This window comes from Myxococcus vastator, from assembly GCF_010894475.1.
Classification (GTDB): Bacteria; Myxococcota; Myxococcia; order Myxococcales; family Myxococcaceae; genus Myxococcus; species Myxococcus vastator.
In genome coordinates, this window is the sequence record NZ_JAAIYB010000255.1 from 1 (window position 1) to 11,967 (window position 11,967).

The window sequence follows — 11,967 nt, forward strand, 5'->3', positions numbered from 1 at the left end:
CAGCTCACCCTGGCCGAGGCCGTCTCCGGTACCGAGCGCCCCCTGGCCTTCAGCCGTCCGGGCCGCTGCGCCACGTGCAGCGGCCGGGGCACGTCCGGGCCGGTGTCCACCTGCACCGTTTGCAACGGGACGGGCCGGTCCCGCCGGTCCGGGAGCCTGTTCGGTGGCGCGGGGGCGTGCCCCCACTGCCACGGCACGGGCAAGGCCGCGCCGCCCTGCCCCCAGTGCGGGGGCTCTGGGATGAAGGAGGAGCAGGCCCGGCTGACGGTGAAGATTCCCGCGGGCGTGCACACCGGCTCGAAGGTGCGGCTCTCCGGCCAGGGCGCGGCGGGGACACGAGGCGGCCCCCCGGGTGACCTCTACATCGAGACCGAGGTGGCCGAGCATCCCCTCATGCGTCGCGAGGGCGACGACCTGCACCTCGACCTGCCCGTGACGGTCTCCGAGGCCCTGCTGGGCGCAGACGTGCGTGTCCCCACGTTCCAGGGGGAAGTCACCGTGAAGGTGCTCCCCCATTCCCAATCCGGCCGCCGCATGCGGCTGAAGGGGCGCGGCGTCCCCTCGCTCAAGGGCGGAGCCCAGGGCGACCTGTACCTCCACCTCCAGGTGAAGGTCCCCGAGCAGACCACGGCCGAGGCCCGGGCCGCCGCCGAGGCGCTCGCCCGGGCCTACCAGGGCGATGTCCGCCGCGAGCTGACGCTCTAGGCTCTTGCCTCTTGTCCTGGGCGCCGCACCGTCATAGACGGACGGCGCCCCACCTTCTCACGCCGCCGAACCCTACGGAGCACACGCGCACATGGGCCTCTTTGACATCTTCACGGGCGGCTCGGGCCCCGAGAAAGCCCTCAAGCTCAAGCCCAAGGTCACCCAGAAGTACGGAGACCCCGCGACCCGGCAGAAGGCCCTCCAGCAACTGGGGGAGATGAAGGTCCCCGAGGCCGTGTCCGTGCTGCTCAGCCGCTTCACCATCACCGTGGACCCGCTCACCACGGACGCGGATGAGAAGGAGCACACGTTCGAGCTGGTGAAGAGCTTCGGCAAGGACGTCGCCGTGCCGCCCATCCTGGAGTTCCTGCGCACCAGCGAGCAGGCCGCCTCATGGGCCCTGCGGCTGCTCGGTGAGCTGACCTCCGAGGAGGAGACCATCACCGCCTGCGTGAACGCGCTCCAGCACCTGTCCGCCCACTACACGCGCAACCCGGAGAAGCGGGTGGTGCTGCTGCACCACGTGGCCGGCAGCCAGGACCCTCGCATCCCCCCCGTGGTGGTGCCCTTCCTGGAGGACATGTCGGACGACGTGAAGATCGCCGCCCTCAAGACGCTGGGCGCCTTCAAGTACGAGCCGGCGCGCGAGCCCATGCTGAAGCTGCTCACCGCCGACGAGACGGCTCGCCGGGTGCAGACGTCCGTGCTCAGCGCGCTGGCGGAAGGCGGCTTCTCCGTGGAGGGCTACCAGGAGAAGGTGGCGCCGCTGCTGGTGGAGCCCTACGCCCTGGGCAACGACCAGCGCATCCAGCGCAGGGCCTGAGCCCCGGCTGTCGGCCAGCCGACATGGACACTGTCCTCCGGAAGGCCTCGGAGGACAGAGGCCGTTCACATGCGCGCGGAACTTGAGCAAGGATTCACCCGTGCGCTCAAAGAAGAAGGGGACGCTGGCGGAAGTCGTACCACTGCGTCCGGTTGCGAAGGCGGCCAAGAAGACTCCGAAGCGGCCCGCGAAGCCGCTCCCCTCGGTGGATGCGGATGTGGCTCACCGCGCCCTGCTGGAGATGTCGCGGCACCTGACAGACAACGCGGGGCCCACCGAAGCGCTCCGCTCCCACCTGCAGACCCTCCACACGCTCCTCAAGCCGAAGGTCTGCTACGTGGCGCGCTACTTCCCTTCCCGGGAGCAGCTCCACGTCGAGCACGTGCGCGGCCGCTACGACGACCGCGTCACCGCCGCCGTCCCCGGTGAGGGCGTGGTGGGCCGGGCCTTCTCCCAGAAGGCGCTGCTGCGGGATGGGGACATCATCGCGGTACCGCTCGAGGGCCCGCAGGGCGTCGGTGGCGTGCTGGTGGTGCTGGGCTCCCGGCGCGAGCCGTCCGACATCCTGTTGCAGTCACTGGCCGCGCAGCTCACCGCCGCCTACGAGGTGGCGCGCCTGCGTGACGACAGTGCCCGCCGCAACAAGGACCTGCAGACAGCCATCGCCGGCCTCAAGAGCCTGGAGCAGAACCGCGAGGAGCTGCTGGGCAACGTCTCGCATGACTTGAAGAACCCGCTCACCACCATCAAGTCCTACCTGGCGATGATGGGCCGCGAGAAGCTGGGGCCCCTCACGGATGCCCAGCGCCGCGCGGTGCAGATCTGCGACCGGAACTCGGACCGGATGCTGCGCATGGTGAATGACTTGCTGCTCATGTCCCGGCTCCAGTCCGGGAAGATGCAGCTCAATCAACGTCCCTTCGGACTCAAGGCCGTGGCGGAGGAAGTAGTGCGCTCGCTGGGGGCGCTCGCGGAGCACTGCAAGGTGCGCGTGTTGATTCCCCCCTGCCCCGAGGTGTTCGTCCGCGGCGACCGCGAGCGCATCGCCGAGGCCATCCACAACCTCGTGGAGAACGGCATCCACCACAGCGAGGCGGACGACTCCGTCGAGGTGCGCGTCTCCGCCGAGGACGGCCTGGCGATGTTGACCGTGAAGGACAGCGGCCCCGGCATGTCCAGCGAGGCCCTGGAGCACGTCTTCGACGCCTTCTACCGCGCCACCCCGGGCATGCCCCGGCCGCCCGGTGCGGGGCTCGGGCTGCCCCTGGTGGGGAAGATTGTCGCCCTCCACGGCGGACGCATGGAGAGCGCCAGCGTCCTGGGTGAAGGCAGCACTTTCCAGATGGTGCTCCCCATGTTCGCCGGCGCCGTCAGCGCGCCGGAGATGGCCCAGGCCGCGCCCAAGTCGGGCGGTATCCTGCTGGTGGAGGACGACGCCGACTGCCGCGAGGTGCTTCAGCAGGTGCTGGAGCAGGAAGGCTACCGGGTGATGGCCACCTCGGGCGCCTCCGAGGCACGGTCCATTCTCTCCCACATCCGGCCGGCCATGGTCCTGCTCGACCTGCGGCTGAGCGAGGAGGACGGGCAGTCGGTGCTCCGCTACATCCGCGGCAACGAGTCGCTGGCGGACATCGTCGTGTACATCATCTCTGGAGCCACCGAGGTGGCGTCGCTCACCTCGGGCCAGGGGCTGGAGCGCATCGACGGCTTCTTCGAAAAGCCTCTCAACCTGCCCAAGCTGCTGGACACCGTCTCCGCGGTGGTCCGGCCCAGTCGGCGAGCCCCCGCCGTGCCTTGAGTGGGGGATTCGCCTTGGGCGCGAACAAGAGGTGGCCGGAAGCCACCTCGGTTTGTCTAGTATCCCCGCGGTCCCATGAGCACATCCGTCTACTCCCGCTATCGCGCCGCCTTCGCCCAGGCTCTTGCCACTGCCCTGGGCGTGCCGGCCGCCGACATCGAAGCCCAGGTCAAGCCCGCCGAGCCGGCGCACGGCGACCTCAGCTTCGCCACCTTTCCTCTCGCCAAGGCCCAGAAGAAGGCCCCGCCCGCCATCGCCGCCGGGCTGGCGCAGTCGCTCAGCGTCCCCGGGCTGGAAATCAAGGCCGTGGGTCCGTACGTCAACGCGCGCTTCACCGCCCTGCCCTTCACGGCGGAGGTCATCGACGCCGCGCGCGGCGCGGGCATTCGCTACGGCGGTGACGAGGACGCGGGCCGCGGCAAGACGGTGGCCATCGACTACTCGTCGCCGAACATCGCCAAGCCCATTGGCTTCCACCACATCCGCACGACGTTCCTCGGCCACTGCATCGCCAACATCTACCGGGCGCTGGGCTGGCGGGTGGAGGGCATCAACTACCTGGGCGACTGGGGCAAGCAGTTCGGCCTGGTGGCCGTGGGCTTCCAGGAGTACGGCGACCCGGCCCGCATCGACGACATGGGCCACCTGGTGGAGGTCTACGTCAAGGCCAACAAGCGCGCCGAGGCCGAGCCCGAGTTCGACGAGAAGGCTCGCGCCTTCTTCCGCCGCATGGAGGCCGGTGACGCCGAGGCCCTCAAGCTCTGGAACCAGTTCCGGGACACCAGCATCAAGGGCTTCAAGAAGATCTACGCGCGGATGGGCATCACGTTCGAGCACATCGAGGGAGAGAGCCGCTACCAGGGGAAGATGGACGCGGTCATCGACCAGATTGCGAAGAAGCCCGGCGTGAAGGAGTCGCAGGGCGCGCTCATCGTCGACCTGCCCTACGCGGAGAACGAGCCGCCCATCCTGCTGAAGAAGAACGACGGCAGCACGCTGTACGCCACGCGTGACCTGGCCGCCGCGCAGGACAGGTACGAGCGCTTCCAGTTCGACAAGTCGCTCTACGTCGTCGCGCAGGACCAGGCGCTCCACTTCCGGCAGGTGTTCCGCACGCTGAAGGAAATGGACCTGCCCTGGGCGGACCGCGCCGTCCACGTCGCGTTCGGCCGCATCCACGGCATGAGCACGCGCAAGGGCCAGGTGGTCCAGCTCAACGACGTGCTGGACGAGGCGCGCGAGCGCGTCTCCGTCAAGGTGCGGGAGAACGTGGAGGCCGGCCGCATCCAGACGGACGACGCGGACGCCCTCTCCGAGCAGATCGCCCTGGGCGCCATCGCCTTTGGAGACCTCAAGCACAAGCGCGCCAGCGACTACACCTTCGACTGGGACGAGGTGCTCAGCTTCGAGGGCCACACCGGCCCCTATCTCCAGTACGCCCACGCGCGCGCCGTCAACGTGCTGCGCAAGGGCGGCGGCGCGCCGACCAGCTACGACGCGGCCCTGCTGACGCTCCCCGAGGAGCAGGCCCTGCTGCGCGAACTCATGCGCCTGCCCGAGGTGGTGCGCGACGCGGCGGAGCAGTACGAGCCCAGCCTCGTGGCGCGGCTGCTGCTCGACGTGGCCTCGGCGCTCAGCCGCTACTACACGCTGGGCAACCAGGAGCGCGACAAGCGCATCAACGTCGAGGGCAATGACGCGCTGCGTGCTGCGCGACTCGCCCTCATCGACGCCGCCCGGGTTACGCTGGCCGCGGGGCTGACGCTGCTGGGCATTCCCACGCCCGACAACATGTAGCCGGGAGCATTCTTGGAGACCGCGCTGTCACCGACTGCGAATCAGGGAGCGTCCTCGCTGAAGGACGAGTTCGGCCCCATGGGCCGGGCGCTGGGAACGCGCTACCTGGAGAGCGTGCACTTCCCGCCGGAAGCGGAAACAGAGCTCCGGAACCTGCACGCGAAGGGCTTCGTGGTGCACGTCATGCGCACCACCGCCTGGGTGAACTTCCTCTACCTGACGTGGGCCATGGTGCGCCGGGCGCTGCCGCCCGTGCGCGCCGTGGTGAACCTGCGGCCATGGTTCACCAAACCGTGGCGCCAGGCGAAGCAGGGCGGTGACTTCACGCAGCGCTTCGAGCACGCCCGGCAGACGGGGGGCAGCGGCCTGGTCTTCCTGCGCCGCACCGCCCTGCTCCGGCCGTCCGGGAAGGAGACGCGCGAGGACCCCTTCCCCGCCCTGGTGGCCATGGCCCGCCAGTCCGGCACGCCGGTGTACCTGGTGCCGGAGTTGTTCGTCTGGGAGAAGCGCCCCGCGCGCCTGAAGCCCAACTGGGTGGACGTGGTCTTCGGCAGCCCGGAGGCACCGGGCTTCCTGCACTCGATGCTGGCCTTCTTCCGCAACTACAAGCGCGCGCAGTTCCGCGTGGGCGAGCCCATCGACCTGCAACGCTTCGTCGCGGAGAACCCTCGCGACTCGGATGAGGTGCTGGCCCGCAAGGTGCGCAGCAGCCTCCACGTCCACCTCGCGCGCGAAACGCGGGCCGTGTTCGGTCCGCCGGTGAAGCCCGCCTCGCGCGTCATCGACGAGACGCTGCGCGACAGGGCCCTGCGCAAGGTGGTGGAGGAGTGCGCGGCGGAATCCGGGCGCAAGCCGGAGAGCGTCCTGCGCGAGGCGCGCCGCAACCTGGAGGCCATTGCCGCCAAGCCCAGCCCCACCGCGCTGGCCTTCACCTCCCCCGTGCTGGAGTGGGTGTTCAACCGTATCTACGACGGCATGCACGTGGACGAGGCCGGCCTCCACCGCGCGCTCAAGGCCGCGAGCCACGCGCCCATCGTCCTGTGCCCCAGCCACAAGAGCCACGTCGACTACCTGGTGATGAGCTGGGTGCTGTGGAACCGGGGCTACGCGGTGCCCCTGGTGGCCGCCGGCGCCAACCTCTCCTTCTGGCCCCTGGGCACCTTCTTCCGCCGCTGCGGCGCGTTCTTCCTCCGGCGCTCCTTCAAGGGCGACAAGGTCTACGCCGCGTCCTTCAAGGCCTACGTGCGCAAGCTGGTGCACGACGGCATCCACCAGGAGTTCTTCCCGGAAGGCGGCCGTTCGCGCACGGGCAAGCTGCTGCTGCCCAAGCTGGGCATGTTCACCTGGCAGGTGGAGTCCGTGCTGGAGGGCGCGCGCGATGACCTCATCTTCGTGCCGGTGGCCATCGACTACGAGAAGGTCGTCGAGTCCGGCAGCTACTCGAAGGAGCTCGCGGGCGGCGAGAAGAAGCCCGAGGACCTCAAGGCGCTGTTGAGCACGCCCAAGGTGCTGGCGGCGCGCTACGGCCGCATCCACCTGGGGTTCGACGAGCCCATCTCCCTGCGCGCGTTCATGCAGGCGCGTGGCATCAACCCGGACGAGCCGGTGTCGGACGAGCAGAAGAAGGGGCTCGTCCGCGCGCTGGGCAACCGGGTGATGTACGGCATCAGCAAGGTGTCCACGGTGACGCCGCACGCGCTGGTCAGCACCGCCCTGCTCTCGCACCGCCGCCGCGGCCTGACGCAGCGGGAGATGGCGGACCGCATCAACATCCTGCGCCGCATCGCCGTGGAGGAGGGCTCGCCGCAGTCGGTGGAGATGCGCAACGCCCCCAGCAACCCGGAGACGATGGGGCCCATCCAGGACGCCATGCGCACGTTCATCTCCGACGAGATGGTGCGCACCCAGGAGGCGCGTGGCGAGGTCATCTACCAGGTGGAGGACGCACGCCGCCCGGAGCTGTCCTTCTACAAGAACACGCTGATGAACCTGGTGGCCTCCCGGAGCCTCGTGGCCAACGCCATGCTGGCCAGCGGAAGTCCCGCGCCCTTCGACACCGTGAAGGAGCGCGCGCTGTTCCTGTCCCGCCTCTTCAAGGTGGAGTTCATCTACCGGGTGGGCACCACGTTCGACTCCATCTTCGCGGAGACGGTGGAGCGGCTGGAGCGCATGGGCCTGGTGCTCGAGGAGAACGAGACGCTCCGCGTGGCCCCCGAGGCCCACGCGCGTCCGGACCTGGAGTTCCTGGCCGACATGCTGCGCGACTACCTGGAGGCCTACCTGCTGGCGGCCATGACGCTCCAGGACGTGGCCAACGGCACCGTCGAGGACCGGAAGTCCTTCGTGAAGATGGCCCTGGAGACGGGCCGCGCGGAGTACCACGCCGGCCGCATCACCGCCTCCGAGTCCCTGGCCAAGGTGACGCTGGAGAACGCGGTGGCGTTCCTCGTGGATCAGAAGCTGCTCATCGAGGCCGACAAGAAGCTGACGCTGGGCCCCGCCGCCACCGAGCAGCAGGCCCGCACCCAGCTCGTTGACGACATCCGTGGGTACCTGAAGCGCGGCTGAGCAGCTCGCAGGCCCACCGCGGCACTCTCGGCGAACAGCACGCTGTCGTCGTCAGGATGCACGTTCATGTTGCGCGGGCGCAGGGACGCCGTCGCATCCCAGGTACTGGAGGGATTCGTCGCCGCGGCAACAGCACCGGACTCTCCGGCGTGCTGCCACGCCACGCGCGAATCTGGTACGCCTGCGCCTCGGTGCGGGCTTCCACCTGGAACGCCGCCGCGCTGCTCGAGCCAGGATGAAGGACGTCAAGGTTCGACCAGTACAGAAATAGGAGAAAGCCCGTTGGAAGACGCCACCCCCAGCGACGTTGCGGCCCCTCCACCGGGGCCGCCCTCTGGCACCCGCTTCAGCACGAGCCCCAGGTGGCTGGCGGTGGTGAGCGCCGCGCTCGCACTCGGCGCGTTCATCCTCGTGGGCGGCACCGTCCAGCTCGCCAACCCGGCCTTCGGCATCTGGTTCACCGAGCTGGTCGTGTTCCTGGGCCTGGGCTGGGTGATGCTGCGCAACGCGGGCTGGCGCCCCGTCCTCTACACGGGGCTGCTGCCAGCACCGCGAGCGGCCACCCTCTTCGGCTTCCTCCTGGGCGTGGCGAACTTCTTCGCGGTGGTGGTCCCCATCCAGTTCCTGGCCCAGTCGGTGGCGCCGGAGTGGCTGACGCGGATGTTCGACAGCTCGAAGCTGTTCGCGGACCAGACGCCGCTGGAGCTGGCCATCATCCTCCTGGGGGTGTCGGTGGCCGCGCCCGTCTGCGAGGAGTTCTTCTTCCGCGGCATCTTCCAGCGGGGCCTCACACCACCGGCGCCCGCGCCCACCACCGCGCCCCTGGTCATCTCCGCCGTGGTGTTCAGCGCCTTCCACCTGGACCCGGTGGGCTTCCTGGCTCGCACGGAGCTGGGCCTGCTCTTCGGGTGGCTCTACCTGCGCACCGGCTCGCTGTGGCCCGCCATTGGCGCCCACGCGGCCAACAACCTGGTGTCCTCGGTGCTGTTCCTGTCCGCCAAGGCCCTGGGCGCGGAGGCCTCCGAAGCGACGTCTGAAGCGACGGACCCCCGCCTGGTGCTCGTGCTCGCGGCGGCGGGCTGGGCGGGCATGAGCGTCCTGCTGTCCTACGCGCGGCGGCGGCCCGGCGTCTGGGGCCCCGGCACGCGCGCCAGCGACGAGGAGGCCCGGGAGCCCGGCCCCACGCCTTCGCTGGCGCGGCTGATGCTTCCCTGGGTGGTGGGGGCCACGGTGTCACTGGGCCTGCTGGTGGCCGTGGACTCGCGAGGCCTCTCCCTCAACTTCTACGACGCGCAGCACCCGCTGCCGACGCTGGAGTCTCCCGGCGCCCCCGCGCTGCATGCGGAGCGCAAGGCGTTGAGCGCGCTGCGCGCCTCGGCGCGCCGAGGGGAGCTTCCCATGGAGGCCTACTACGAGGAGCGGCAGCGGCAGATTCGCGCGCACCGCGTCCAGACCGGGCCAGGGCTGAAGCCCTGACCCGCGGCGCGCCGCTTCAGACGAAGCGGTACGTGCTGACGTGGAAGATGGGGCCCACCATGGCGCTGGTGAGCGTGTCCCCGTCCACGCTGCCTTCGGCTTCGATGCGCTGACCGTCCTTCTTGATCTTCCGGTCTCCGCCAGCGAGCTGGTACGTGGTGCCGTCGTCGCCCTCCAGCACCCAGACGCCCGTTTCGATGTCACGGAAGACGACGCGGCCGGTGAGCTTCACGCGTCCTCCTTCTGGAGCATCGCGCGGGCGACGGTGAGGCAGATGAGGGTGTTGAAGCCCAGCCAGGGCTTGGCGAGGAACGCGAAGGGAAGCCACGCCAGCGCCGGCGCCCCAGCCCAGGCCGTGTAGGCCAGGAAGCCCGCGAAGCCGAGCGCCAGGCCCCCCATGGCCGACCGCAGCCCCCGCCACTTGATGGCCGGCAGCGACAGGAGCAGCGGGATGAGCGCGCTGTAGAACAGCGGGTTCACCGTCCGGCCCCGGCCGAAGATGATGCGCTCCCAGTCCGGGAGGGGCAGCGACGCCACCTGCACCACGTCCCCCGCGGCCCCCTCAGCGCCCCCGAACCAGCCACGCAGGAAGAAGGCACCCACCGTGGACAGCAACAGGGGGATGAGGAAGGCGGGCCGCACCAACACGTTGAGGTAGCCCGGCCGCGCCCGGCCGCGCAGCGTCAGCAGCACGAACGCCAGCAGCGCCAGCGCCCAGTACAGCGGCGGCCACTGCGCCGAGCCCCCACCGCGCAGCGACGCGAGCGACGCCTCCGCGTTGAGCAGGCCGTGGCCGTACTGCTCGCTCCACGCCTGGTCCGCCGACTTCTTCGCGCCCGCGTAGAGGGCCTGCTCCACCTCGTCCGGGCCCTTGGCGCCGGCCGCGTACAGCATCGCCGACACCGCCGCGACGTGCGGCGTGGCCATGCTGGTGCCCTGGTAGGACGCGTAGACGAAGCGCGAGACGTCGCGCGGGTCCAGCGTGTTCTGGAGGATGCCCCCCTGGTCGCCCCGGCGCTTGTCGCCACCCGGCGCGGCGATGTCCAGCTCCTTGCCGTAGGAGGAGTACGGGGCCAGCACGCCGTCCGGCCCGACGGCCGACACCGCCACCGCGCCCGGGTAGGCCGCGGGGAACTCCACCGTCGCACGCCCGCCGTTGCCGGCCGCGGCCACCACGGTGACGCCCTTCTTGCGCGCGTACTCCACCGCGCTGGCCATCACCTGCGAGTATCCCCCGCCGCCCAGGGACAGGTTGATGACGTTCGCGCCCTTGTCCGCCGCGAAGCGGATGGCGTCCGCGATGTCCGCCGTGTTCCCGCCACCGAAGTGGTTGAGCACCTTGACGGGCATCAGCGTCGCGTCGAAGGCCACGCCCGCCACGCCTTCGCCATTGTTGGTGGCCTGGGCGATGGTGCCCGCCACGTGCGTGCCGTGTCCGTGGTCGTCGTTGGCGTGTTCGTCGTCGTTGACGAAGTCGAAGCCCTTCACGAACTTCACGCCCTTGAGGTCCGGCGCCTGCTTGAAGTCGCCGTGGTCCTCGTACGCGATGCCGGTGTCCAGCACCGCCACCACCACGCCCTTGCCCCGGTTGCGCTCCCAGGCCTTGGGCATGTCGATCATCCGCAGGTTCCACTGCTGCGTGAAGTGCGGGTCGTTCGGCGTGAAGCTGGCACGGACCTCCATCAGCGGCTCGGCGGCCTCCACGGCCGGGTGCTGGCGGATGCGCTCGAGCACCCCGTCCACGTCGTCCACGCCGACCGCCACCGTGAGAGCCTCGTCGGCGCTCTCCACGGAGTTGAGCTCCAGGTCGACGCCCCAGTCGGTCTCCCAGGCGTCGAACTCCGCCTTCGTCGTGCCGTCCTTGAAGTCCACGACGATGGCGCTCGCCACCACGTCCCGGGCGTCGAGCGCACTCAGATTCGCCGGGGGAGGCGTGTCCTGCTCACGAGAAGCGGGCGCACAGGCGGCCGTCAGCGTCAGGGCCAGCGCCGCGCCACCCAGGGTCCATCGCACCTTCCGCATCAGGCCACTCCTTGAGAAACGAACCACGCGTCTGGAAGACCCCTACGAACGAACGTCGCGACGATTGGGTCTGCACCGACAGTCTGGATGTCCCCTCTCCCTGCGTGCAAGGGCGGCAAGGAGGAGAAACGTGAAGAAGTACGATGGTTTGCGCTACACCGGTCATCCACCGGAGAGCCGCCGCAGCCATGCCGCGACGGCCCGGCCGACCTGAGGAAGGTTCCGCTGGAAGGTGGGACCGGCATCGTCGATGACCTCTAAGTCGCCCCCCGTCCGAGCGACAGCGGCGGAGACGGCGGCCCGGGGCAACCGGGTGTCCTCCTCGCCCTGTACCACCAGGAGCGGGCACGTCACCCGGGACAGGACCTCCGGCGCCACCAGGGCCGGGGCCACCAGGCACAGGCCGCCCACGGCGGGGTACTTCGCCTGAAGCGCCAGGGCCACCTGAGCGCCCCCGTGGAGCGACGCCACCGCCAGCGCCTGAGTCCCCGCGTTCTCCAGGAGCATCCGCATGGCGGCCTCCGCGTCCGCCAGCAGCTCCAGGTCCCGGCCCCGCTGGCCCTGGCTGGCCCCCACACCCCGGTGGTTGAAGCGCAGCGTCGGAAAGCCCGCGTTCGCCACCGCCCAGACGAGCTCCGCCGCGATGACGTGGTCCATCCCGCCCCCCTCGTCCGGCCGAGGCGGAATCACGAGCAACGGCGGCGCCCGGCTCCCCCGGTGCGCGGTGCCCTCCATGACCTCCGACCCCACCGGCACCAGCGTCGCGCGCTCGAGGAAC

The 11,967-nt window shown here is 70.1% G+C and carries 9 protein-coding genes; 6 read left to right on the forward strand and 3 right to left on the reverse strand.

Features of this window, described 5'->3' with window-relative positions; genetic code table 11:
• From G4D87_RS23240 to G4D87_RS23265, 6 genes are all read left to right on the forward strand, one after another.
• The coding region (locus tag G4D87_RS23240) for a DnaJ C-terminal domain-containing protein (RefSeq protein WP_275902299.1) at positions 1–705 on the forward strand (705 nt) is incomplete at its 5' end.
• 91 nt (positions 706–796) lie between these two features.
• A complete protein-coding gene (locus G4D87_RS23245) occupies positions 797–1,528 on the forward strand; it encodes a HEAT repeat domain-containing protein (RefSeq protein WP_163784403.1) in 732 nt (243 codons plus the stop codon).
• Positions 1,529–1,628: 100 nt separating this feature from the next.
• Positions 1,629–3,326 (forward strand): ATP-binding response regulator, encoded by a 1,698-nt coding sequence (locus G4D87_RS23250; RefSeq protein WP_163784404.1) that lies wholly within the window; start codon positions 1,629–1,631, stop codon positions 3,324–3,326.
• Between the two features lie 75 nt (positions 3,327–3,401).
• Positions 3,402–5,123, forward strand: a complete 1,722-nt coding sequence (argS, locus tag G4D87_RS23255; RefSeq protein ID WP_163784405.1) for an arginine--tRNA ligase — start codon at positions 3,402–3,404, stop codon at positions 5,121–5,123.
• A 12-nt stretch (positions 5,124–5,135) separates the two neighbouring features.
• The gene (locus tag G4D87_RS23260; RefSeq protein WP_163784406.1) at positions 5,136–7,691 is read left to right on the forward strand and encodes a 1-acyl-sn-glycerol-3-phosphate acyltransferase; all 2,556 of its coding nucleotides are present in this window, start codon (positions 5,136–5,138) and stop codon (positions 7,689–7,691) included.
• A gap of 282 nt (positions 7,692–7,973) precedes the next feature.
• Positions 7,974–9,167, forward strand: coding sequence for a type II CAAX endopeptidase family protein (locus G4D87_RS23265; RefSeq protein WP_240358517.1), 1,194 nt, complete (start codon positions 7,974–7,976; stop codon positions 9,165–9,167).
• Positions 9,168–9,183: 16 nt separating this feature from the next.
• Here G4D87_RS23265 and G4D87_RS23270 read toward each other — a convergent pair whose 3' ends face one another.
• From G4D87_RS23270 to sglT, 3 genes are all read right to left on the reverse strand, one after another.
• The gene (locus G4D87_RS23270) at positions 9,184–9,399 is read right to left on the reverse strand and encodes a DUF5818 domain-containing protein (protein WP_163784407.1); all 216 of its coding nucleotides are present in this window, start codon (positions 9,397–9,399) and stop codon (positions 9,184–9,186) included.
• The gene (locus G4D87_RS23275; protein ID WP_163784408.1) at positions 9,396–11,189 is read right to left on the reverse strand and encodes a S8 family serine peptidase; all 1,794 of its coding nucleotides are present in this window, start codon (positions 11,187–11,189) and stop codon (positions 9,396–9,398) included. The genes G4D87_RS23270 and G4D87_RS23275 overlap by 4 nt, the downstream gene beginning before the upstream one ends.
• 162 nt (positions 11,190–11,351) lie before the next feature.
• On the reverse strand, positions 11,352–11,967 hold a 616-nt coding region (sglT, locus tag G4D87_RS23280), incomplete at its 5' end, for a type IV pili motility protein SglT (protein ID WP_163784409.1).

Coding starts and splice junctions, on each gene's coding strand:
- argS (WP_163784405.1), top strand. CDS start 3,402: ATGAGCACATCCGTCTACTCCCGCTATCGCGCCGCCTTCGCCCAGGCT.
- G4D87_RS23275 (WP_163784408.1), bottom strand. CDS start 11,189: ATGCGGAAGGTGCGATGGACCCTGGGTGGCGCGGCGCTGGCCCTGACG.
- G4D87_RS23245 (WP_163784403.1), top strand. CDS start 797: ATGGGCCTCTTTGACATCTTCACGGGCGGCTCGGGCCCCGAGAAAGCC.